This is a genomic window from Marinobacter sp. (genome assembly GCF_040882185.1).
GTDB lineage: Bacteria > Pseudomonadota > Gammaproteobacteria > Pseudomonadales > Oleiphilaceae > Marinobacter.
The window spans coordinates 15,024-37,653 of sequence record NZ_JBBEBW010000018.1 but is presented as its reverse complement, the minus strand read 5'-3'; the positions used below and the strand labels follow the sequence as shown (position 1 = coordinate 37,653).

The 22,630-nt window shown below is 54.6% G+C and carries 22 protein-coding genes; 12 read left to right on the top strand and 10 right to left on the bottom strand.

Annotation, left to right across the window (positions count from 1 at the left end; genetic code table 11):
• Positions 1–13: 13 nt before the first annotated feature.
• Both WEB64_RS10270 and rpmE read right to left on the bottom strand, forming a co-directional pair.
• Complete coding sequence (locus WEB64_RS10270) at positions 14–1,279, bottom strand: malic enzyme-like NAD(P)-binding protein (protein WP_368061524.1); 1,266 nt, start codon at positions 1,277–1,279, stop codon at positions 14–16.
• A gap of 228 nt (positions 1,280–1,507) precedes the next feature.
• The gene (gene rpmE / locus WEB64_RS10265) at positions 1,508–1,729 is read right to left on the bottom strand and encodes a 50S ribosomal protein L31 (RefSeq protein ID WP_368061525.1); all 222 of its coding nucleotides are present in this window, start codon (positions 1,727–1,729) and stop codon (positions 1,508–1,510) included.
• A gap of 230 nt (positions 1,730–1,959) precedes the next feature.
• Between rpmE and WEB64_RS10260 the strand changes: the two genes are divergently transcribed.
• From WEB64_RS10260 to WEB64_RS10235, 6 genes are all read left to right on the top strand, one after another.
• The gene (locus tag WEB64_RS10260; protein WP_368061526.1) at positions 1,960–4,131 is read left to right on the top strand and encodes a primosomal protein N'; all 2,172 of its coding nucleotides are present in this window, start codon (positions 1,960–1,962) and stop codon (positions 4,129–4,131) included.
• A gap of 174 nt (positions 4,132–4,305) precedes the next feature.
• Positions 4,306–5,991, top strand: a complete 1,686-nt coding sequence (gene argS / locus WEB64_RS10255; RefSeq protein WP_368061556.1) for an arginine--tRNA ligase — start codon at positions 4,306–4,308, stop codon at positions 5,989–5,991.
• A 198-nt stretch (positions 5,992–6,189) separates the two neighbouring features.
• Positions 6,190–6,690: an SPOR domain-containing protein gene (locus WEB64_RS10250; protein ID WP_368061527.1), complete on the top strand. Its 501-nt coding sequence runs from the start codon at positions 6,190–6,192 to the stop codon at positions 6,688–6,690.
• Between the two features lie 82 nt (positions 6,691–6,772).
• Positions 6,773–7,303, top strand: coding sequence for an ATP-dependent protease subunit HslV (gene hslV, locus WEB64_RS10245; protein ID WP_368061528.1), 531 nt, complete (start codon positions 6,773–6,775; stop codon positions 7,301–7,303).
• Between the two features lie 12 nt (positions 7,304–7,315).
• Positions 7,316–8,644, top strand: coding sequence for an ATP-dependent protease ATPase subunit HslU (gene hslU / locus WEB64_RS10240; RefSeq protein ID WP_368061529.1), 1,329 nt, complete (start codon positions 7,316–7,318; stop codon positions 8,642–8,644).
• An 18-nt stretch (positions 8,645–8,662) separates the two neighbouring features.
• On the top strand, positions 8,663–9,022 hold the full coding sequence (locus tag WEB64_RS10235; RefSeq protein ID WP_368061530.1) for a gamma-butyrobetaine hydroxylase-like domain-containing protein: 360 nt from the start codon (positions 8,663–8,665) through the stop codon (positions 9,020–9,022).
• A gap of 50 nt (positions 9,023–9,072) precedes the next feature.
• On the opposite strand, the gene WEB64_RS10230 is transcribed toward WEB64_RS10235, so the two are convergent.
• From WEB64_RS10230 to WEB64_RS10220, 3 genes are all read right to left on the bottom strand, one after another.
• Positions 9,073–10,317, bottom strand: a complete 1,245-nt coding sequence (locus WEB64_RS10230) for a patatin-like phospholipase family protein (RefSeq protein ID WP_368061531.1) — start codon at positions 10,315–10,317, stop codon at positions 9,073–9,075.
• Positions 10,318–10,424: 107 nt separating this feature from the next.
• The gene (ptsP, locus tag WEB64_RS10225; RefSeq protein WP_368061532.1) at positions 10,425–12,725 is read right to left on the bottom strand and encodes a phosphoenolpyruvate--protein phosphotransferase; all 2,301 of its coding nucleotides are present in this window, start codon (positions 12,723–12,725) and stop codon (positions 10,425–10,427) included.
• A gap of 18 nt (positions 12,726–12,743) precedes the next feature.
• On the bottom strand, positions 12,744–13,268 hold the full coding sequence (locus tag WEB64_RS10220) for an RNA pyrophosphohydrolase (protein WP_368061533.1): 525 nt from the start codon (positions 13,266–13,268) through the stop codon (positions 12,744–12,746).
• 178 nt (positions 13,269–13,446) lie between these two features.
• Between WEB64_RS10220 and WEB64_RS10215 the strand changes: the two genes are divergently transcribed.
• Together WEB64_RS10215 and WEB64_RS10210 are read left to right on the top strand one after the other, a co-directional pair.
• A complete protein-coding gene (locus WEB64_RS10215; RefSeq protein ID WP_368061534.1) occupies positions 13,447–14,103 on the top strand; it encodes an HAD family hydrolase in 657 nt (218 codons plus the stop codon).
• Positions 14,104–14,116: 13 nt separating this feature from the next.
• Entirely contained in the window at positions 14,117–15,304 is a 1,188-nt protein-coding gene (locus WEB64_RS10210) for an imelysin family protein (RefSeq protein ID WP_368061535.1), read from the top strand.
• Here WEB64_RS10210 and WEB64_RS10205 read toward each other — a convergent pair.
• The 5 genes from WEB64_RS10205 to WEB64_RS10185 all read right to left on the bottom strand — a co-directional run bounded on the left by WEB64_RS10205 (position 15,284) and on the right by WEB64_RS10185 (position 19,144).
• A complete protein-coding gene (locus WEB64_RS10205; protein ID WP_368061536.1) occupies positions 15,284–16,480 on the bottom strand; it encodes a class I SAM-dependent rRNA methyltransferase in 1,197 nt (398 codons plus the stop codon). The two genes, WEB64_RS10210 and WEB64_RS10205, sit on opposite strands and share 21 nt — an antisense overlap.
• Positions 16,481–16,575: 95 nt before the next feature.
• The gene (gcvH, locus tag WEB64_RS10200; protein ID WP_368061537.1) at positions 16,576–16,968 is read right to left on the bottom strand and encodes a glycine cleavage system protein GcvH; all 393 of its coding nucleotides are present in this window, start codon (positions 16,966–16,968) and stop codon (positions 16,576–16,578) included.
• A gap of 122 nt (positions 16,969–17,090) precedes the next feature.
• Positions 17,091–17,897 (bottom strand): 3',5'-cyclic-AMP phosphodiesterase, encoded by an 807-nt coding sequence (cpdA, locus tag WEB64_RS10195; RefSeq protein ID WP_368061538.1) that lies wholly within the window; start codon positions 17,895–17,897, stop codon positions 17,091–17,093.
• Between the two features lie 136 nt (positions 17,898–18,033).
• A complete protein-coding gene (locus WEB64_RS10190) occupies positions 18,034–18,525 on the bottom strand; it encodes a DUF1249 domain-containing protein (protein WP_368061557.1) in 492 nt (163 codons plus the stop codon).
• Positions 18,518–19,144 (bottom strand): NUDIX domain-containing protein, encoded by a 627-nt coding sequence (locus WEB64_RS10185; RefSeq protein ID WP_368061539.1) that lies wholly within the window; start codon positions 19,142–19,144, stop codon positions 18,518–18,520. Before WEB64_RS10185 ends, WEB64_RS10190 begins: the two co-directional genes overlap by 8 nt.
• A 333-nt stretch (positions 19,145–19,477) precedes the next feature.
• Between WEB64_RS10185 and WEB64_RS10180 the strand changes: the two genes are divergently transcribed.
• The 4 genes from WEB64_RS10180 (at position 19,478) to WEB64_RS10165 (ending at position 22,587) form a co-directional block, all read left to right on the top strand.
• Positions 19,478–20,494 (top strand): chromate resistance protein ChrB domain-containing protein, encoded by a 1,017-nt coding sequence (locus WEB64_RS10180; RefSeq protein WP_368061540.1) that lies wholly within the window; start codon positions 19,478–19,480, stop codon positions 20,492–20,494.
• A 52-nt stretch (positions 20,495–20,546) separates the two neighbouring features.
• Entirely contained in the window at positions 20,547–21,329 is a 783-nt protein-coding gene (locus tag WEB64_RS10175) for a TolB family protein (RefSeq protein ID WP_368061541.1), read from the top strand.
• Positions 21,323–21,850: a hypothetical protein gene (locus WEB64_RS10170; RefSeq protein ID WP_368061542.1), complete on the top strand. Its 528-nt coding sequence runs from the start codon at positions 21,323–21,325 to the stop codon at positions 21,848–21,850. Before WEB64_RS10175 ends, WEB64_RS10170 begins: the two co-directional genes overlap by 7 nt.
• Positions 21,851–22,182: 332 nt before the next feature.
• Positions 22,183–22,587, top strand: a complete 405-nt coding sequence (locus WEB64_RS10165) for a hypothetical protein (protein WP_368061543.1) — start codon at positions 22,183–22,185, stop codon at positions 22,585–22,587.
• The last annotated feature ends 43 nt before the right edge of the window (positions 22,588–22,630 follow it).

The following is a 22,630-nucleotide window of genomic DNA, read 5'->3' as shown; positions in this document are numbered from 1 at the left end:
GATCACTCACTCCTTACCTGATGTCGTCAATAGACTTCAACGGGTAATGGGCGGGGTACGGATTTCGTGCAACACCGGAGTCCACTGCTGCCCTAGCGACGGCAGCAGGAACAACCTCCAGAAGACGTACGTCCATTGGCTTGGGAATAATATACTCCCGGCCAAACTCAAAGCTAGCCGCACCATAGGCTTCACAAATTTCCACCGGCACAGGCATCTTTGCCAACTCTCGGATGGCGTTAACTGCGGCCACTTTCATTTCTTCATTGATAGCAGTCGCCCGAACATCCAGCGCGCCCCGGAAGATGAACGGGAAGCCCAGGACGTTATTAACCTGGTTTGGATAGTCCGACCGACCGGTCGCCATAATCAAATCATCCCGGGCCGCCAACGCTACTTCCGGGCTGATTTCAGGATCCGGGTTGGAGCAGGCAAAAATAATCGGGTTGGCAGCCATTTTCATCAGGCTCTCAACAGGAAACAGATCCGGGCCGGAGAGACCGAGGAACACGTCCGCTCCCTCAATTGCATCATCCAGCGTGCGCTTGTCTGTTTCATTGGCAAACATCGCCTTGTACTGGTTCAGATCATCCCGTCCGGCGTGTATTACCCCTTTACGGTCTAGCATGTAGATGTTTTCAGACTTGATGCCACAACTGACTAACAGCTTCATGCAGGCTATGGCTGCGGCGCCCGCGCCCAGACAGACCACTTTCGCTGACTCGGGCGATTTACCAACCAATTCGAGGGCGTTCAGCATGCCTGCAGCTGTTACAATCGCTGTCCCGTGCTGATCGTCGTGAAAGACGGGAACGTTACACTTTTCAATGAGGGCGCGCTCAATCTCAAAGCACTCGGGCGCCTTGATATCTTCAAGGTTAATACCACCGAAGGTGTCAGCGATCCGCTCGACGGTCTCGATAAATGCTTGCGGGCTTTCTGAGTTTACCTCGATATCAAACACATCGATGCCGGCAAAGCGCTTGAAGAGGACACCCTTTCCTTCCATGACTGGCTTACTCGCCAGGGGGCCAAGGTTACCCAAGCCGAGGATCGCAGTACCGTCAGAAATAACGGCAACAAGATTGCCCTTACCCGTGTACTTGTATGCGTTTTCGGGGTCCTTTGCGATCTCGCGGACCGGTTCTGCAACACCCGGGCTGTACGCCAAAGAAAGATCACGGGCTGTTTTGGTAGGCTTGGTTATTTCGACACTCAGCTTACCAGGCCGCGGCTTGGCGTGATATTCAAGGGCTGCTTCTTTCAGATCTTGAGACATTGCCACTGTTCCGTTAGTCACGTTAAAAGGACGGAGATTCAATATTATCTCTCTGAACCCACCAAGCTATTAGTTAGTCGGCGAGAACGCGACATTATGGCGCGAAGGCCAGATGCAAACAAGGGTCGCTGCGCATTCCGTGACCAGCGTCAAACCTGGTACTTCATTATTTCTGCAGGCACAAAAAAAGCGCCTCAAAAGGCGCTTTTTTTGTTACACAGCGTTGAGTCAGTCTTTCTTCGCTGCGATCCGGCCGCCGAAACGCTTCTGGAAACGGTCAATCCGGCCACCGGTGTCCATAACTTTCTGCTTACCGGTATAGAACGGGTGGCACTGTGAACATACATCCAGCTGCAGGTCACGGCCGATGGTAGAGCGGGTGTTAATAACATTACCGCAGCTGCAAGTTGCAGTAATTTCAGCGTACTTGGGGTGGATACCTTCTCTCATGGCGAACCTCTGTAGGTCATGCCGCTACCCGATCATGGACCCTGTGAGGAAGGCCGGGATGTCAGGCACCGCATCGTTTGAAACAATCGGAAAGACAGGGCACAATCATGCCCCATCGCAATTAGACCGCGAATCTTACTCATAACGCAGGGTTTCCGCAAGCTTTCAGGCTAACGGGACATCCGCATTTACCGAATTGGTTGGCAGCCCCCGAAAAGGCCGGAGTAACCTTGACCCGATCTGTCCGCATTGCCCTGGCTCGCCCGCTTCGCCGGCTGTTTGATTACCTGGCGACAGATCAACAGCAGCCCCTCGTCGCGGGCCAGCGAGTGAGAGTTCCGTTCGGGCAACAAAGCGCGATTGGCCTGGTGGTCGATGCCGACGCCGAGGCGCCGGAAGGTATCACTCTCAAATCCATTCTGTCTGTCTGCGAACACTGGCCTGCCCTGCCCGACGAAACCAGGTCTCTGCTAACCTGGGCGTCCAACTATTATCAGCATCCTCTTGGCGAGTGCCTTTTTACAGCGTTGCCCCCGGCCCTCCGAAAAGGCCGGCCCGCAGAGCGTCCTCGCCTTACCCAATGGCAGATAGTGACTGGCGCAACCGCTACACTTTCGACCAATGCTGTTCGTCAGCGAGCGCTGCTGGATTGGCTTTCGGGTCAAGCGGGGGCAAGGGAAACCTCGGCAGTTACCAAGGCAGGCTTCACCCGCTCTCAACTCAAAGCGCTCGCAGCGAAAGGGTTGGTTATAGAGACCGAGACGAAACACCAGGAGTCCACTGCCGAAAATCTGCCTAGCCCGCCGGTTCTTTCCGAAGCCCAACGCTCTGCCTACGAACAACTGGCAGAACCGAAGGAAGGGTTCACCGCCAGTCTGCTGTACGGCATCACCGGAAGTGGCAAAACGGAGATTTACCTGCATTACCTGAGGCAACACCTGGCGAACAATGAACAGGCGCTGGTACTGGTTCCGGAAATCAACCTGACCCCTCAGACCGTAAAGCGATTTCGTCATTACTTCGGCGAGCGCATAGCCGTATGGCACTCAGCGCTGAACGACGGTGAGCGTCTCGATACCTGGCTGCGTATACGGGAGGGCGCACCTGTGATCGTCATCGGGACCCGCTCCGCCGTGCTTTTGCCCTTTACCGGATTACGCACCATCGTCGTTGATGAAGAGCATGACAGCTCCTATAAACAGGGCGAAGGCTTTCGCTATTCAGGTCGGGATCTGGCGGTCTACCGAGCCCACCTGAATCAATGTCCGATCATCCTGGGCTCAGCCACACCGTCGCTGGAATCCCTCCACAATGCAGCCTCTGGAAAGTATCGGCTGGCGCGCCTGGAAGAGCGAGCGGGTAATGCAGCGCCCCCGGTAATCAACCTTCTCGACATTCGTAGTCGTCCGCTGGAGGGTGGCATGGCAGCGCCAACGATACAGTCAATCCGGGACTGTCTCGCCAGAGGCCAGCAGGCCCTGGTATTTGTAAACCGCCGCGGTTTTGCGCCCGTAATGATGTGTTTCGATTGCGGCCACATGGTGGAGTGCCCGCGCTGTGACACCCGCCTGACCTATCATCGCAAGGACCGCGCCATGCGTTGCCACCATTGCGATTACCAGACGGCAGCCAGTGCTCAGTGCCCCGCCTGCAAGAGCGACGCGTTCAAACCCGTGGGCCAAGGAACTGAGCGCACGGAAGACATCCTTATGCAGCAGTTTCCTGAGGTGCCGGTTATCCGGGTCGACCGGGACAGCACTCAGCGCAAAGGTAGCATTCAGTCCATCCTGTCTACCGTAAATACTGGTCGCCCCTGCATTCTGGTCGGCACGCAGATGCTGGCTAAAGGCCATGATTTTCCCAACGTGACTCTGGTCGTTGTCATCAATGCTGATGGCGGTTTGTTCAGTGTCGATTTCAGAGCCCCGGAACAACTCATCCAGACGCTGTTGCAGGTCAGCGGGCGGGCGGGCCGCGGCGACGCCTCGGGGCAGGTGATCATTCAGACCTGTCACAGCGATCACCCCATGCTCCGGCAACTCGCCAGCGGCCATTATCTTCCGCTGGCGGATAATCTGCTTGCCGAACGTTCCGGCGGCGGCTTCCCTCCTTTTCGCTCCATGGCCATCCTGCGGGCAGAAGGTGTCACTATGGAGGACAGCATCGGTTTTCTCGATCACGCCAAGCAACAGATAACAGACACTCAGATAGATCTGTGGGGACCCCTGCCAGCTGTCATCGCACGCCGGGCAGACCGTTATCGCGCGCAGCTGGTACTCATTTGTGACAGCAGAACGCGCCTGAATCAGGCATTGAAGTCCCTCTGCCAGCAGCTTGACCAGCAGAAACGCAAAGGCTCTCTTCGATGGCAGATTGACGTTGATCCACTGGAAACCGGCTAGGCACTCGTCCGGTTAATTCGTCAATCGACTGCGAATTAACACACGGCGGCACTACTTCCGTGACGGACGGATGATACATTGAGTCCCCCTGTGCTTTCCGCGATAATAGCGCCCCCGGATTCCTGGCGGGATATCGCTATCCCCAAATACCCGACAACCGAGCCGTCAAACAGCATGAAAGAGACCGTCACCCAACTGCTTGAGTCCGCTCTTGCTACATTGCAATCGGAAGGTACCCTGCCGTCTGACCAGTCGTTCACCCCCAACGTGGACAATACCAAAGACAAAGCCCATGGCGATTACGCCTGCAATATTGCGCTGGTAGCTGCGAAGGCGGCAAGACGACCGCCCCGTAAACTTGCAGAAGCATTGGTATCGGCGCTGCCGAAGAGCACGGCCATCGAAAAGGTAGAGATTGCAGGGCCCGGTTTCATTAACTTTTTCATGAGTACAGCCAGCGCCTTTGAGGTGGTGAACAGTGTTCTGGAGCAGGCTGAGCAATTCGGTCGCAACCATTCCGGCAAAGCCGAAAAGGTTCAGGTCGAGTTTGTCTCAGCCAACCCTACCGGTCCTCTCCACGTTGGTCACGGCCGGGGTGCGGCTATTGGTGATTGCCTGTGTCGCCTGCTCGAGGCCAATGGCTATAAGGTCACGCGGGAGTTCTATTACAACGACGCTGGCGTCCAGATCAACAACCTGGCCCTCTCGTCCCAGGCTCGCATCAAAGGCATCACCCCGGGTGATGAGAGCTGGCCAGCAGACGGCTACCGCGGCGAATATATTGCCGACCTCGCAAAAGCCTACATGGCAGCGGAGACAGTACTGGCCGACGACCGCAAAGTTACCGGTAGCGCTGATCCGGACGATCTTGAATCCATCCGTGAATTTGCAGTGGCCTATCTTCGTCGGGAGCAGGATCTGGACCTGAAGGCCTTTGGTGTCGAGTTTGATGTCTACTCCCTGGAATCCTCATTGTACGAGTCCGGTAAAGTAGAGGCGACGGTCAAACAACTTACCGGGAATGGCTACACCTACGAGCACGAAGGCGCAATCTGGCTGAAAACCACCGAATTCGGCGACGACAAAGACCGGGTCATGCGCAAGAAAGACGGCAACTTTACCTACTTCCTGCCGGATGTCGCCTACCATCTGGATAAATGGCAGCGGGGGTTCAGCACCGTCATTAACGAGCAAGGTGCTGATCATCACTCCACTGTCACCAGGGTTCGGGCAGGCCTGCAAGCATTGAAAACCGACATTCCTGAAGGCTGGCCAGACTATGTTCTGCACCAGATGGTCATGGTTACCCGCTCCGGTGAAGAGGTGAAGCTATCGAAACGCGCGGGCAGTTACGTCACCTTGCGAGACCTGATTGACGAAGTCGGGAGGGATGCAACCCGATTTTTCCTGGCAGCCCGGCGCGTTGATTCCCAATTGACCTTCGACATCGATCTGGCCCGCTCCCAAACCAATGAAAACCCGGTTTATTACATTCAATATGCGCATGCCCGGATTTGCAGCGTGCTGCGAAAGCTTGCAGAAAGCGGCGTTACCCGGGGCATGAATGAATGCCTTGGCGACCTGTCGCTATTGACTCTGGATGAAGAGAAAGAGCTTGCCAACCAACTGGCCAAATACCCTGAACTGGTCGTAAACGCGGCCGCCCAACGGGAGCCCCACCACATTACTCATTACTTGCGCGAGTTAGCCGGGCAGTTTCACACTTATTACAATGCCCACAAGGTGCTGATCGAAGACGAGTCATTGCGTGATGCCCGTCTGAGCCTTTACCTTGCGGTCAGGCAGGTTATTGCCAATGGCCTGGATCTTCTGGCCGTCAGCGCGCCGGAAGAAATGTAACCCGACTGTCGACTACCAAGGTAAGACCGCGCCATGTCACGTGACTACGCAAAAAAAAACCGACCGCCAACCACCAGTCCGCGGGGCCGACAAAGTGCCGGGGCAAATCGCAACAAGCCCCCCCGCACTGCAACTGGCGCAGCTAAAGGAACCCGGCGCCAACCCGCTGGAGGCCATGGTCAATCAGGAGGACTTTCAGTGCGCTGGATACTGTCGCTGGCTGCCGTTGGAGGCTTCATCGGTTTCATCGCGTACCTCAATTCTGTGCCTGTAGGGCAATCGAGCGTCGACCAGGCTGAGCGCCAGCAACAACAGAGTGAGCGCAGTACGCCAGCGGTCACGGCGAAAGAAAAAACAAAGGACGAGCCGGGGTTCCGCTTCTACGACATCCTCAAGGACTCAGAGGTGGTCGCCCCAAACGTTGATGAATACACGCCTGGTCCCGTTGACCAGTCCTTTGCCTATGTGGTGCAGACAGGGTCGTTTCGCAGCCAGCAGGACGCCGAACGCCAGCGTGCCGAGATTGCCTTCCAGGGTTTGAGAGCCAAAGTTGATCGAATTGATCTGGACACCGGCAGTACCTGGTTTCGGGTCAATGTGGGCCCCTATCACTCCCGCTCTCAGATGAACGCCGCCATCGACAAACTGGTATCGATCAACATCCAGCCACTGGTCCGCAAGGTACCCAGGGAAGGCTAGCCTTCCCGCCCTTGAATTCCCTCGCCCCGCCGCCATATAACCGGAACCAAGTTTTATTCACTCCCCTTTAACCGGAGCTGACATGACAACCATACTTTCGGTACGACGCGGCGACAGCGTTGCCATGGGTGGTGATGGCCAGGTATCCCTGGGCAACACCGTCATGAAGGGCAACGCGCGCAAGGTCCGGCGCCTATACAACAATCAGGTTCTGGCCGGATTCGCGGGCGGCACCGCTGATGCCTTCACGCTGTTCGAGCGCTTTGAAGCCCAGTTGGAAAAGCACCAGGGCAACCTGACCCGCGCGGCCGTGGAACTGGCAAAAGACTGGCGAACTGACCGAGCGTTACGCAGACTCGAAGCCCTTCTGGCAGTTGCGGATAAAACCGCCTCATTGATCATTACTGGCAACGGCGATGTCATTGAGCCGGAACAGGGCCTGATTGCGATAGGTTCAGGCGGGCCTTTTGCCCAGTCAGCTGCCCGGGCACTGCTTGAGAACACTGAGCTGGACGCCCAGAACATCGTAGACAAAAGTCTCGATATAGCGGCTGATATCTGTATTTACACCAACCATAACCGTACTCTTGAAGTGCTGTCCGCCAACGACTGATTCGGAGCGACCATGTCTGCAATGACTCCCCGTGAGATTGTTCACGAACTCAATAAACACATCGTCGGGCAGGATCAAGCCAAGCGCGCGGTCGCGATTGCCTTACGCAACCGTTGGCGCCGGATGCAACTGGACAGCGACCTGCGCGACGAAATCACGCCAAAGAACATCCTGATGATTGGCCCCACCGGCGTCGGCAAAACCGAAATCGCACGGCGGCTCGCCAAACTTGCCGATGCGCCCTTCCTGAAAGTGGAAGCGACGAAATTCACCGAAGTGGGCTACGTTGGCCGGGATGTCGAGTCTATTATTCGCGACCTGGCGGACATGGCGGTGAAGCTTCTTCGAGAGAAAGAAATGAAACGGCATGAACACAGGGCGGCTGATGCGGCGGAAGACCGAATCCTGGACGCTTTGCTACCCCCTCCCCGTGACTTCGAGGAAAACAGCAAGCCGGCGGAGGACTCCAGCACCCGTCAACTGTTCCGCAAGAAATTACGGGAAGGCGAACTGGACGACAAGGAAATCGAAATCGAACTCAGAAACCCCAACGCTGGTGTCGAAATCATGGCACCGCCGGGCATGGAAGAAATGACCAACCAGCTTCAGAGCATGTTTTCCAACATGTCATCAGAGCGCCGCAAGACCCGGAAGATGAAAGTATCGGATGCGCTCCTGCGCGCCCGGGAAGAAGAAGCGGCTAAACTGGTCAATGAAGATGAGATCAAACAGAAAGCCATCTACGCGGTCGAGCAGAACGGCATCGTGTTTATCGATGAAATCGACAAAGTGGCCAAGCGCTCTGAGAATGCATCCTCGGATGTCTCACGGGAAGGTGTTCAGCGTGACTTATTGCCGCTGATTGAAGGCAGCACCGTCAGCACCAAATTCGGCATGGTTAGAACGGATCATATCCTGTTCATTGCCTCTGGGGCTTTCCATCTGACCAAACCGTCAGACCTGATTCCCGAGCTTCAGGGCCGGTTACCCATACGGGTTGAATTACAACCACTGACGCCGAACGATTTCGAGCGCATCCTGACCGAACCTGACGCTTCGCTGGTGCAGCAGTACGAAGCTCTAATGAACGCCGAAGGGTTAAAGTTGACCTTTAACAAAGCCGCCATTACCCGCATTGCCGAAATCGCCTACAAGGTTAACGAAACCACCGAAAACATCGGTGCCCGTCGCCTTCACACCGTCTTGGAGAGGCTGCTTGAAAGCCTGTCTTTCGATGCCGGTGACAAGATAACCGAGCAGTTCGAAGTTACCGCGGAATACGTGGATGAAAAGCTTGGGGATCTGGCAGAAGACGAAGATCTCAGCCGCTATATTCTGTAAATCAAGAGCGCAGCCGTCATGACGGAGACATCCAGGCCGACAGCAATTCGGATTAAAAAGCAAAGCCGGGTTGTCCAGTTGGAATATGCCGACCACAGGATTTACGAGCTGCCCTTCGAGCTGCTCCGGGTCTATTCTCCGTCAGCGGAAGTTCGGGGGCATGGATCGGGGCCGGGCGTCCTGCAGACCGGCAAACAGCATGTGATGGTGACCGGCGCCGACATGGTCGGCAATTACGCCCTTAAGCTGACCTTCAGCGATGGCCACGACTCAGGCCTGTTCAGTTGGGAATACCTGCAGGAACTGGCGGAACAACAGGAACGCTTCTGGCGGGACTACCTGGCACGACTGGAACAGGAAGGTGGTAAACGGCATTAAGGAAAATATGAGCCCAGGCAGTTGCACCCGGGACATTCACAAACGAAAACCTAAAGCGCCTTCTGGATTAGATCAGTTACGTTATCAAGGCGGGCACTAAGCCCGCTTTTTTGTGCCAGCTTTTTACGGCCTCGGGCGACATACAGCGGCAGCATTTCACCGTAAAGACTGGTACTGATGGTGCGCTGCTCGTCTTCCAAGCGGTCCCGGCGGAGCTTGATCCCATAACGTGCGAGCCTGGGTTCCAACTCATCCGCACGCTTGAGTAAATCTCTCCGGGTCATCTGATAGGCGTGCTCACACACCATTCTGCGTGACTGAAAACTGAAGACATTGGAGAAGAACAGCTTGGCGTCATCCCGGGTGGGCTCGAAAAGCAGAATATCTTTATCGGGATAGTCATTAACATACTGGGCGATACCCGATTGCATCCTGGAATAGACCATGGTCCGGAACATCTGGGATAACAGGTTCGGCATTCCGGAACGGGTCAAAGCTCCCGGCTCCATTGAGCCTGACCGGACTGCTGCACTGGCATCAATCGGAACCTGGGGGTTTACCGCAAACACCAGGTCAGCTCCATCCTCAAACGCAACCGATGCATGGAGGCCTTTGCGCAGAGTACCGTCAACATAATAGCGTCCGTCGATTTCAACCGGCACATACAACCCCGGCGATGAGGTGCTGGCCTGAACGGCTTTGGAAATTGGCACGTGATCGAAGCCTGGCGCACCAAAGCAGACGGCTTCAGTGCTTTCCACGTCTGCTGCAACAATATAAAGACTGCGTTTGAGCTGGCGGAAATCGTTGGTTCTGCCCAGCATGGTGAATGCACGTTTGAGGTAATCGTGCAGGCCTTCGTTATCAAACAGGCCCGCGGGGGCTGCCTGAGCCAGTATCGTCAGGGCCTCAAGCAAGCTCTGATCATAAGGATTGCTTACAAAACGGCTGATCGCGCTGGCCATCAAGCCAGGTACCGCCAGCATACGACTGCCCATCTCCCTAAAGGCAGGCCGGTAGAAGACTTCCGGGTGAAAAGGATGAACTTCTGCTTCATTGCGCACGAAAATCCGGCAAAGCTGCGCGGTGGTCATCTGGTTGGCGAGGTTGGCAGCGACAAACGAACCTGCGTTGACCCCGACATAGACATCAAGCTCATTGAAATCGACACCCTCGAGCGCTTCGTCAAGTGCTCGCATAGCACCAATTTCGTAGATACCACCCAACGGACCGCCGCCGCCGAGGGCGAGGCCGATACGGGGTTTTGGCTTGATGTCCGTCTTAGTCGCAGTCATGGGCAGCTTCTTGTCCTGATTACAGCATATCTCTGCACGTTAGCAGGCGAGGTTAGAATACACAGCCTATTCTCCCGACGATTTTCGTAACGTTCCGTGTCATTGGGTCAGGAGTTTTGGCTCAGCGTATCCGAAGCGGCCTTGCCAGGCCGCAGATAACGCCCGAATCCCGCGCCCCGCAATGCCAGTTCAACACAGCTTTTGATAACGTGTGGTGAGTCCAGCAACAACACGTCCTCCAGTAACTGGGCAGCCCATTCCTGACTGATGCTACGAATGACGGACTTCACCTTCGGCAAACTGGCTGCGTTCATAGACAGGGCGTCATAGCCCATGGCCATCAGCAGCACAGCTCCACCGGGATCTCCAGCCAACTCCCCACAGATACTCACCGGCTTACCCACGGAATGAGCGTCGTGAGCAATACGCACCAGGGCCTGAAGAACAGCTGGATGGTACGAATGGTAAAGCTGAGCAACGCGAGGATTGTTTCGATCAACCGCCAACAGATACTGGGTCAGGTCATTTGACCCCACTGAAAGAAAGTCGACACGATCCGCTAATTCACGAACCTGATATACCGCCGCCGGAATCTCAACCATCACACCCACTTTGGGCATGTGAATGTCGTAACCTTCTTCACGGACCTCGTGGTAAACCCGATAAATCAGGTGAAGAGACTCTTCAACTTCCGAAATATTGCTGATCATCGGCAGCATGATCTGAAGGTTATTGAGACCCTCGCTGGCTTTGAGCATCGCCCGGACCTGCACCAGGAAAATTTCAGGATGATCAAGCGTGACGCGAATACCGCGCCATCCCAGGAAAGGGTTTTCTTCACTGATGGGGAAGTAGCTCAGGGATTTGTCACCACCAATATCCAGCGTGCGCATGGTGACCGGATTGGGGGCGAATGCCTCAAGCTGCTCGCGGTAATACTCCCGCTGCTCCTGCTCGGATGGAAAACGCTCCTTGATCATGAAGGGGACTTCCGTGCGATACAGACCAATGCCTTCAGCGCCATGGCTTAGCGATCGCACCACATCTGTCATCAGCCCCGTATTGACCAGTAACGATACCCGGTGGCCATCGGTGGTTTCGCACGGCAGGTCCCGTAATTTTTCCAGGCCCCGGAACAGGGCAGCCTCTTCGTCGTATATTTCCTGGTAAAAGGCCCGGAGCTCGGCCGACGGAGAGGCGAAAAGCTGGCCCTCAAAGCCGTCGACAATCAATTCCTTTCCGTCCAACTGATTGACCGGGATATCCACCATCCCCATCACAGTGGGCACGCCCATGGCACGAGCAAGGATGGCAACATGAGAATTACCGGACCCCCGAACAGACACCAGGCCAACCAGACTGCCTCTGGGAACCTCACCCAGCATGGCCGGAGTCAACTCTTCGCTGACCAGTACTGTGCGCTCCGGATAAACGACGTCCTGGTGGTCCCCTGCCTGAAGGTGTGCAAGTAGGCGACGACCCAGATCCCGGATATCGACCGCGCGCTCGCGCAGGTATAGATCGCCCATTAACTCGAAATGACGAACGTACTGGTTTACCACCTGCTTGAGGGCGCCCTGGGCCCAAAGACCGCCTTCGATCCTGCTGACAACCTCGCCGGGCAGCGCATTATCGTCCAGCATTCTCAGATACACTTCAAACAGAGCCAGCTCTTCCGGACGCAACTGGGAAGCCAGCCGTTCCGAGACCCGATCAATGTCCTCCCTTACCGCAGTTACGGCCTCACCGAACAGAGCCAGTTCCTGCTGGATATCTTCGGTTTGTTTCTCAGGCACCGCGTCCAGATCGGCAGGTGGGTAAATAACCACACCTTCCCCGATAGCGACTCCCGGTGCTCCCGCTACCCCTTTGAAACTGACATCCCGGGCTTCCTGACCGGTCAGCGACAAACCGCTGATAGCACCGGTCGCCTCACTGTGGGCAATCACACCCGCCAACTGCGCAGACACCGTTACCAGAAAAGCCTCTTCGCCCTCATCAAAACATCGGGAACTTTCGCGCTGCTGAACCACCAGCACACCAAGCACACGCCGGTGGTGAATAATGGGCACACCCAGAAAAGACCTGAATCGCTCTTCACCAGTTTCGGCGAAATAACGGTAGCGGGGATGGGCGGGAGCATCTTCGAGATTGATCGGCTCTTCCCGGGAGCCCACAAGGCCAATCAGCCCTTCCGAATGAGCAAGACTGACCTTGCCAACTGCTTTTTTATAGAGTCCTTCGGTGGCCATCAAAATATAGCGATTGGTTTCCGGGTCCAGCAGATAGACTGAACAGACTTCGGTATTCATCGCTGCCTGCACCCGCGAAACAATAATATCCAGCGCCTCCTGCAAATCACGGGCGCTATTCACCTCTTGTACGATATTTCGCAGTGTGCTCAGCATGGCGGGCTCAATCCGTCATTATTGGTCCTGTGAACGTCGCCGGGCATCTTCTCGACCAGCCTGCTCCATATCCCGGAACAGTCTTGGCGCAAGCTCTCTCAGCGCGCGTCTGTATACCTCTCGTTTGAACGGTACTACCTGGCCAAGCGGGTACCAGTAGCTAACCCACTGCCATCCATCAAACTCCGGTGAATCGGTACCGTCAACGCGCACACGCGCATCCGGTGAAAGCATCCGCAGCAGAAACCATTTCTGTTTTTGTCCAACACAGACCGGGTGCGAGTTGTGTCGCACCATGCGCCTGGGAAGCCGATAGCGGAGCCAGCCACGGGTGCAGCTGATGATTTCAACATCCGCTACCCCGAGGCCAACTTCCTCTCCAAGCTCCCGGTACAATGCCTCTTCCGGTGATTCGTTCTGATTAATGCCACCTTGGGGAAATTGCCAGGAGTCCTGCCCTATTCGCCTTGCCCAGAGAACCTCGCCTCTGTGGTTGGCCAGAATGATTCCGACGTTGGGTCTGAAACCGTCTGAATCGATCACGGCACAGTCCTGTATTGAAGTCGGTATAAATCCAAGTTGACTTCATTCTTACAGAAAGCCCAACCTTCGGCAAACGAAGCCGTCATCTTTTCAGCATGTTAGAATAGCTCCCGCCGACGGGAACAGAGCCCAAGACCCAGAAAAAACCTCAATGAAAAGCCAAACAAGGAGCGGTGATTTGACGCTGGCTATATTTGACCTCGACAACACACTACTGGCGGGTGACAGCGATCATGCCTGGAACGAATTTCTGGTAGAAGAAGGTATTGTGGATGCCGAAACCTACAAGCACGCCAATGACCAGTTCTATCAGGATTACATCAACGGCGATCTGGATATTTTTCGTTATCTCCGCTTCGCCCTCGAACCGCTGTCCTTGCACGAACCGCAGGTACTGGAACAATGGCGGGTCCGCTTTCTCGACCACAAGATCCGGCCCATGCTCCAGGCCAAAGCCACGGCATTGCTGGAACACCATCGCAAGCAAGGCCATACATTGATGATCATCACTGCCACCAACCGATTCGTGACCGAGCCTGTCGCACGCGTATTGGATATTGAACACCTGATAGCCACCAATCCCGAGATAGTCAACGGCCGCTACACTGGCAGTGTGGAGGGTATACCCAGCTTTCAGGACGGCAAAGTGACCCGGCTGCTTGAGTGGCTTGATGAACACCAGAGAACCCTGGAGGGCGCCTGGTTCTACAGCGACTCTCACAACGACCTGCCGTTACTCAAGCAGGTTACTCATCCGGTAGCCGTCGACCCGGACCCCACTCTGGCGGCCCACGCCGAGAAACACGGTTGGGATATAATTTCTTTACGGGACTGAAAGGAGTTTTCCTATGTGGGCGCAGGTTTTCCGGATCACGTTTTTACCAGCATTATTTTTACTTACCGCCTGCGGCGAGCCGCCTGAGCCGGAAAATCAGAACGCTGGCCAGACCTTTCCGAACGCAGAAATCCCGGCGGTTATTCGCGACCAGGTTGATGCGTTGAGTACTACGGTATGTGACTCTGCGGAAGGACTCAAAACCAACATTACGACCTTCCTGAACTCCCCCAACCCCGAGACGCTATCAGAGGCGCGCGCCCAGTGGCGTCAGGCTCACCAGTCCTATGCAAGGCTTATGGTGGCCTATAATCTGGCCGAACGAGAACCACCCCATATCGAGGAGGATCGGGATACCCAGGATGCCTTTCCGATGCTCTCTGGCTACCTGGATCGCGTACCCGGCTATCCTCGCAGTGGCATCGTCTATTCAGAAGTACCGCTGACACCGGATTTCTTGCGGTCAGAGCACCAATCGACAGACTTTCTTTACCTCACGCTCGGGTTTCACCCACTTGAAACCATGCTCTGGGGAAGTGCTGACCAAGGTACTGAAGAGCGCGCAAAGCTTTACGTCCAAAAGGAGAGTGTCGCGGAAGACAAGGTCGATTCCCATGCCCGTAGAGCCGAGTTACTCAGACTCATAGCTCATCGCCTGAGCCGCGATGCCAGGGTGCACTGTCCAGCAGCCGGATTGGAGACTCTGATGAGAGACCTTACCCTGCTCGCCGACAATAAGGCGCTCGCAAGACAGGCCATTGCTAGAGCACTTGAAACGTTGATTGAGCCCAGACTCTCGGCCTGGCAAAACAATCCGGGAGGTGAAGACAGAAATGGGATGCCCGTATGGCACGCACCTTTCGCAAAAACCGATTTCACTGAAATGGCCAGTCAGGTCGACGCGTTACAGACTCGATGGCTAACAGCACTGATGCCAGACGCCCGTGAGGCAGAATCCGATAACACGCTGGAAAACCGGTTTTCAGCACTGGCAGAGCGGTTGAATCAGCATGCGGACGCTGGCAACAATCAGACTGTGGACGGTATCACGCTTACCCGGGACGAGCTCAACGTACTCATAGCCGCTTTGAGCCCTCCCCCCCAACTCGAAGAATCTGCTCAGAGTAATGTGCCTGCTGACCAGGTAAACACAAAGGAGCAGGCTCTGGGGCCTCTGGACTCAGAGGAATCCCGTGAGTGAGCGCACGAAACAGGACTTGATGTAATCTGTCTCAGGTATGCCGGGCACAATAGGGTGGTCGGGCGCCTGATGACCTTGCTCCAGAAGCTGAACAAAACGATCAATCTTACGACCGCTGCCGCGGATGATGTCCACCAGCTTTTCCTGAGAAAGATGCATTGAGCAGGAGGCCGAAACCAGCAGGCCATCCCGATCCAGAAGCCGCAAAGCCAATTGATTCAGTCGTGCGTATGCTTGCTCACCGGCCTTCTGGTCGCGACGACGGGGAATTAACGCTGGCGGGTCCAGCACGACAATATCGTACTTTTCTTTCTCATCGCACAGCACCTTCAACGCTTCGAAGGCGTCACCTTCCAGCGTTTCGACGTTATCCAACCCGTTAAGTCCGGCGTTATGGTGTACGGCGTCCAGCGCCTGGGCGGAGCTATCGAGACACGACACGTGGGCCGCGCCCGCGCATGCCGCCTGAATCCCCCAACCGCCGACGTAACTGAACACATCCAGCACCCGCTTGCCCTGGGCATAGGCTTGCAAACGCTGACGGTTCATTCGGTGATCGTAGAACCAGCCGGTCTTTTGTCCGCCAGCGAGGGGTACTTCAAAATTCACACCATTCTCGCGAACCTGCAGAGCGTCAACAGTTGCACCGTTCATCTGTTCCGTATAACTGGCAAGACCTTCCACCTGACGCATCTTGCCATCATTTTTCAACACTACAATGGCGTCATGCACCAGCCGCTGTACCCCACGTACGATGGCATCCTTCATGGTCTCCATGCCAGCGGTAGATATCTGTACCACCACAACCTGGTCAAACCGGTCGATCACCAGGCCGGAAAGACCGTCACCGTCGCCGAATACCCAACGATAAAACGGTTCAGAGAATAGCCGCTCTCTCAGACTCAGGGCCATTTCCATGCGATGGGTCAAACGTTGGGCGGTCATACCGTGGGAGGCGTCACGGCTGATCAGCCGCGCACAGATCAGGGTATGGGGGTTAACAAATACCGTTCCCAGCGGCTTATCCACCGAAGATCTCAGTTCAGCCTGGCTGCCAGCTTCAAATTCGGTCAACGGCGAACGCCGGGTATCCACTTCGTTGCTGTATACCCAAAGATGCCCTGCTCGCAGACGGCGCTCTGCGCCTTTTCGCAAATACAGTACCGGAAACTTCATAACAGCCATCCATGAGAACACAAAGAAGAAAACGGGTCATACACGGGACAGGAACACCCGGTTCATGTTGCCGCAGGTTTGTACAGAATCAGGAACTATTCTTCGGCGGCCACGTGCGCGGCATACGCCTCGGCGTCCATCAGACTGGCGAGTTCTCCCGGGTCCGCCAGTTTGACTTTGAATAGCCAACCGTCGCCGTAGGGATCTTCGTTAACTTTCTCGGGCTCATCTTCAAGGCTCTCGTTAACTTCGAGCACCTCACCGGTCACCGGACTGAATACATCGGATGCTGATTTTACGGACTCCGCCACACCGGCCTCTTCACCCCCGGTAACCGTCGCGCCGACGTCCGGCACACCGATATAGACCAAGTCGCCCAACTGATCCTGGGCAAAATCAGTAATACCCACTGTGGCGGTGCCGTCCTCAGCCAACCGTACCCATTGGTGGGTCTCAATGTACTTAACGTCTGCGGGAATATCGCTCATCGTTGAATCCTTACCTGGTTTTCGGGCAGTTTAACCGATGGCGCCGGGATGGCAAGGAACACTGAAAAACGACAGTATGGCGGAACAGGAACCCTGCAAACCGTGGACTCCTTTTTTAGCGATCAATATCCGGCGCTGCTGGAATCGAGGTCGTATTCAAACTCCACCGCCCGGCAAACGCCGGTTTCAAAATCACCCGAGGGATAAAGATCGAACCAGCGATAACCTGGCGCCTTTTCTTCAACCGAGAAGTCGCGTGACCCACTCTCGAATTGGATGCAGGTAGAAGGGGTCGCCAACAGTCGAACGTTATGACGCATCTCGTCGAACTCCTGGTGGATGTGACCCCAGAGTACGATTTTAACTTGCGGAAACCGGTCTATCACCTGCCAGAATGCTTCCCGATTGCGCAGGCCTATATCCGCCATCCAGTCACACCCGATATCCACCGGGTGATGATGGAGGGTTACCATCGCAGGCAATGCAGGATGAGCCACGAGCGAAGCGTTCAGGAACTCGAGCTCTTCCGCCAGCAACTCTCCATGTACCTTGCCAGGCACCGAGGTATCCAACTGGATAAACTGCCAACCGCCCGCGATTACCTGGCGCCGGCCCTGGCCCGTACCGGCAATTACCTGCTGAAGCACCTGAACGTGATCGTGATTGCCTGGCAGCCATACTGAGGGGCAATCGAAAACCTGAAGCTTGTCAGCGAACACACGATAAGCCTGCTCGCTGCCATCCTGCGCCAGATCTCCGGTCGCAAGAATCAAATCTGGCGCGACCAAATTCCGTAACGCCAACGCGATAACGGCATCCAGACTATCCCGGGCATTAACACCCAGAAGCTCACCTGACGGCTCAGCCATCAAGTGAGGGTCAGTTAGCTGCATTACTCGAAACGGGGAGGTTTGTTCGGTGTTTATCATCTTAAATCGGCTGTCTCGACCATACCTGAGCGGAGAGTAGTGCTATTCAGGAAGGGTTTCCAGAATCATCATCACAGTATGACGGGTGCTTGACCTGAGTGTGAGGACTATACCTCAGACAGTGGACGGTAGGCATTCAACCTTCGTCCACATTATCGGCAGACGGCCAATTGGACAGAGCGAGTGGCAAATGGCCAAACTGCAGACAAAAATCAAGCCAGTCAGCGAGGAAATTATTCACCTGCACTTTCTCATCCGGGTGATGCATGTAACGGTTGGGGTAATCGTTGACCGCCGCAATCTGGCGATCGCGATAGCAACTGATCACTTCCGCCATGGAGGCATCGTGGTATATACGTACTGTGAGTTGTGGATTGTTAAGCCACTTACCGGCGTTGTGAATCTGCTCAAACAGCACCGTTTCCGTGAACCGGGCTTCCTGCAACAACTTGAGCCGAACCCTACCAAAATATTCCTCTCCCCGGTGCAGCTCAAACTCCGAAATCGGCTTGCCTCCGGCTTCGAGTTGCCGCAACCGGCAAATCCTCATGTAATTACCTTCGCATAAAGCCCCGAGTCGCCGCAGGTCCGGAACATAACGCTTACGCTTGATCGCCCACTCACACACTCTCATGCCACTCCTGCTGCAAGCGCTGGCGATTCAGTTGCAGCCACTGCAAGCCAATAATCGCCGCCGCATTGTTGATGCGCCCATCAGCAATCATTGAAATCGCCTCATCAGCGGAAAAAATATGCGCCCGGATATCTTCATGCTCATGCTCGACACCAAATAGCCCGCCAGCCGATTCAGTGCTTACACAGCCGCAGAACAGATGAATCATTTCTGTGGTGCCCCCAGGGGAAACCAGATAATTACAGATGAGTTCAAGCACGCTGAAACTCAGTCCAGCCTCTTCGTCTCCCTCCCGCTGGGCCACGTCTTCCGGGGTTTCACCAGGCTCGTTCATACCCGCGACCAGTTCAAGCAGCCACGGCGACTGGTCACGTTCCATCGCGCCGGGCCGAAACTGTTCAAGTAAGACCACCTCATCCCGCCGCGGATCGTAGGGCAATACGCAGGTGGCATCTCCCCGGATAAAGAGCTCACGGGTAAACACGGGCATATCCTGGCCATCAAACCGCTTATGGCTCAGCCAGAGCTTGTCCATGCGGAAGAAGCCCTGATAGACGGTTTCGCGTTTGTCGATGTTGACGTCGGTAGCTTTAAACTGGAACGGCTCGGTCATTTCAGATCCGGTTGTGAATTCGATTATGAACGATAGCCGGAACGGCGGGACAACTGCAAGCACAGCCCCAGCGTTCGAGCTCGGCGAGGCAGCGATTAGGAGCCACTTCTCAGTACCGGAACAATGGAGACCGCCAACTATAGAAGAAACAAACCTGAATGAAGCCTTTCTGGCATTTCTGTGGATGCTTTCACACGGTTACATTATTTCTTGAAGTAAGGATTTGAGTAAAACAGTTACTCCTGCTAGATTACAAAAATAATTAAAATATGTTAACTAAGTGGGCACATCAAGCCATGACGGCTTCGTTTACAAAAGTTTAAGGGATTAAACATGAAACTCTGGCATGGATTAGCCTTATCTGCCCTTCTCATTGCAACTTTTTCGTATGCTTCCCTAATCGATTCGTTTGGCGGAGAAGTTTATGGTACCTGGCAAAGCCTCGAGCCTGACTCTTGGGCGTCCGTATGGTTGATACGCACCCATATCGATGCAAATGCAGACATCGTCATTCGTCCTGCCGGTTCGCGGCTTGAAGTCGATACCCCTTTTGCTACCCCCAACAGCCCCTATACGAGAGATAAGCATTCCTCCGGATTTGAAAAGCTACTCGACCGGGTTGAAGAACCTGATTCCGCGCTGATCCGAATGGGGGAAATTGTTCATGGCATGGAGAGCGCAACCTGGTCATTCGAAGGCGACGAAGCACCACGAATAGTTGAACAGGCTTATCGGACACTTCAGGCTCGCTTTGACCAACAGTACGTGCCAGCTACCTGTTATGGCCAGTTCTTTGACACGCTTTACCAATCCGTCAAGCAAGAAGATGGCCCGGTGCAAATGTCCCGGGCGCTGGACGGAGCTTTGGCCAATATTTCAGCCGATTGCGAATGGTCGTCTGCTGGCGGCGCAGGCGACATTGCGTTGAGAGAGAAAAACCACGTAGAGACTGTGCAAGTGGCAGATATCTTGTCGTCTATCGCAGCAGGCCGAAAGGTTATTTTCGTGGATACCCGAGAAACGCAAGAGTTTGAGGAAAGTCATATTCCAGGCGCCATCAATATCAAGCTTCGCGACATCAACGACAAGTCTGTGGTAGCGCTAAAGGGTGCGGATCTCGTCATTAGCTATTGCCTGAAGGATTTTCGCGGGTACGAGGTGGCGAGGAAACTCATGCACCACGGCGTGGAGAACTCAGCCATTATGGACCCACATGGGTATGTCGCTTGGCGGAGCCTGGGCCTCCCCTTAGCCACAGAGAATGAACTTAGCGTCTCTGCACTGGCCCGACTCGATTCATGCGCACAAGATCCCGTGAAGTGCCTGAACAACCTTAGCAATTTTACTTAACCCTGATGTCAGTGCGTCTAACTGTGACTCATACCCCAAAGACTTGGCTTTTATGGGGTACGAAGGTGATCGTTGGCAGATTTATATCGCTGAGAACAAGAAAGAACTCAGAACAATAGATCTAGCAGTTGAACCAAGATCATTTGCTTACCATCCTGACACTACCACGTTTCTTTATGTCGGGATTGATGATGGCATCTATCTCTCAAACGCCACCAGTGGTCATCCGATCTCCAAACCTGAAGGCCATTCCTCCTTTACTCAGCCTGCGCTCAATCCGAATGGTGAGACTGCCTATTTCGTTGAGATGAAGGACGGCAACAGTCAGGACACCGATATTATTCAGCTTGAGCTGGACAGCCAGATTTTTACATCTGTATCGACACAACGGTCGGCTCAGTTCGAGCCGTTTGCAACAAAGTCCACCCTCTTCTTTTCGAACGTTACTTGCGTGGAATCCTGCGGGCGAATTATCCAGGAGGTGTGGTCCAAAGATCTGACCAGCGCCAATTCCCGGCAACTCACCCTGTTGAACAGCATCTCGAAACAGGCTGTGTATTCGGAGGTAGCCAATCGCATTTACTTCAGCTCCAACGGCGATGGCAACTACGCGATTTGGACTCATGACCTTTCAGAGAGCCGAACAAGCCGCCTGACCGATGGACCCGGTATCGACCTCTACCCCGCTGTATCCGCCAGCGGAGCAGTGTTTTTTATCCGGAGAGAGGCTGGTCAATCAAAGCTGATGTGTAAAAACGGTTCTGACAGTGCCGTAGCGGTACCTATACCGGAAACAATCACCGATTTACGCGAACTAAAGGTTTCACAATGGTAGCCCGTTTAATCATTTTCTATCTCGCTGTATGCCCCCCACTCGTGGCCGCAGTCACAATCGCAGAGTATGACAGACCTGCATTCAACCCATCCAATGGCGAGCACTTCGAGATTCCCATAATCCCGAATGAGGCCGGTACGCTCGCAGTGATTATCAAAACCCCAGACGGCGACAAAGTAAGACGGCTTGAGACCACCGTGCCGGACAATGCTGTCGGCGAGCGAGTCGTTTTGAAGTGGAACGGCCGGGATACTGGCAATGCAATCGTGCCGGACGAAGCCTACATCCCGATTTTGATTATGGGAGAGACGGTGCACAACCCTGCTGACTACAGTGGCGGAGAAGTCATAGAAGGCATGAAGCCCGACTTCGCCAGCAAAGGTGTCGGACCTTACCGATTTGATATTATTGGTAAGCCATTGAGTTCTCCAGGGATTAGTAATGCTCCCGGTAAGACAGTTGGATCAGTCATAGAGGGCGCCTCTGTTGGTGCTGGTGAGCTGGCAGGGCAGCAGTTTTAATATGTCGTGGATTGAACCCTTCATCTTTTTTTCTGTGTTTTCGGTGATTATAGTTGCCGGGTTTGTGGCTTATGCAAAAGCTCTCGAATTCTTTTCTAAGTTCAGAGGGCTTATAAGAATACCGATTGTTATTTCTGTATATCTTATATTTGGGGTGTTTCTCATGGTCCCGATTTTTACCCCATTCTTACTTTTTGACGAATGGCGGCTGGAGTTTAATGAAAGCATGTTCTATATGGTCTATCTGATGGTTTTATATTTTTTGTCAATGTTTCCAGGTCTTTTTGTTTTCAAGGTAAAGTATTTAAATAGATTGAAAAGATTGGGATATTTTGCGAATAAGTAATGCCGGCGAAGCCCAGGACTTGACCCGCAATGCCCGGGGCCAGATTACGGCTCTGGACACCCCGGCGGGCAGCTACAGTTTCAGTTATGACAGCGCCGGCCAGATGATCGGCATGAACTACCCCGGCGGCAACGCCAGCACGGCGTATAACGCAGCAGGCCAAACCAGTAGCCAGCAGTTTGGCGACAGCCGGGGCACGCAGTTCAGCTATGGCTATGACAGCAACGGACGTGTGAGCCAAAGGCAGGGCGAGGGCGCCGACTGGCAGTACGGCTACGACGCCGCCTACCGCCTGACCCCAGCGAACTGCGGCGCCAGCACACCGATAAAGCGCTACCGTTATACGAAAAGCAGCTTTCCCACAGACTTACGCTTAATTGTTCTCTGGTAGCCCTCCTTTAAAGACATCCGAAAGTTCGAACGAGGGATGGAGG

Excerpts from the sequence above, each read along its gene's own strand:
- WEB64_RS10270 (WP_368061524.1), bottom strand. The coding sequence starts at position 1,279 with ATGTCTCAAGATCTGAAAGAAGCAGCCCTTGAATATCACGCCAAGCCG.
- rpmE (WP_368061525.1), bottom strand. The coding sequence starts at position 1,729 with ATGAGAGAAGGTATCCACCCCAAGTACGCTGAAATTACTGCAACTTGC.
- argS (WP_368061556.1), top strand. The coding sequence starts at position 4,306 with ATGAAAGAGACCGTCACCCAACTGCTTGAGTCCGCTCTTGCTACATTG.
- hslV (WP_368061528.1), top strand. The coding sequence starts at position 6,773 with ATGACAACCATACTTTCGGTACGACGCGGCGACAGCGTTGCCATGGGT.
- hslU (WP_368061529.1), top strand. The coding sequence starts at position 7,316 with ATGTCTGCAATGACTCCCCGTGAGATTGTTCACGAACTCAATAAACAC.
- WEB64_RS10235 (WP_368061530.1), top strand. The coding sequence starts at position 8,663 with ATGACGGAGACATCCAGGCCGACAGCAATTCGGATTAAAAAGCAAAGC.
- WEB64_RS10230 (WP_368061531.1), bottom strand. The coding sequence starts at position 10,317 with ATGACTGCGACTAAGACGGACATCAAGCCAAAACCCCGTATCGGCCTC.
- ptsP (WP_368061532.1), bottom strand. The coding sequence starts at position 12,725 with ATGCTGAGCACACTGCGAAATATCGTACAAGAGGTGAATAGCGCCCGT.
- WEB64_RS10210 (WP_368061535.1), top strand. The coding sequence starts at position 14,117 with ATGTGGGCGCAGGTTTTCCGGATCACGTTTTTACCAGCATTATTTTTA.
- WEB64_RS10205 (WP_368061536.1), bottom strand. The coding sequence starts at position 16,480 with ATGAAGTTTCCGGTACTGTATTTGCGAAAAGGCGCAGAGCGCCGTCTG.
- gcvH (WP_368061537.1), bottom strand. The coding sequence starts at position 16,968 with ATGAGCGATATTCCCGCAGACGTTAAGTACATTGAGACCCACCAATGG.
- cpdA (WP_368061538.1), bottom strand. The coding sequence starts at position 17,897 with ATGATAAACACCGAACAAACCTCCCCGTTTCGAGTAATGCAGCTAACT.
- WEB64_RS10185 (WP_368061539.1), bottom strand. The coding sequence starts at position 19,144 with ATGACCGAGCCGTTCCAGTTTAAAGCTACCGACGTCAACATCGACAAA.
- WEB64_RS10180 (WP_368061540.1), top strand. The coding sequence starts at position 19,478 with ATGAAACTCTGGCATGGATTAGCCTTATCTGCCCTTCTCATTGCAACT.
- WEB64_RS10175 (WP_368061541.1), top strand. The coding sequence starts at position 20,547 with ATGGGGTACGAAGGTGATCGTTGGCAGATTTATATCGCTGAGAACAAG.
- WEB64_RS10170 (WP_368061542.1), top strand. The coding sequence starts at position 21,323 with ATGGTAGCCCGTTTAATCATTTTCTATCTCGCTGTATGCCCCCCACTC.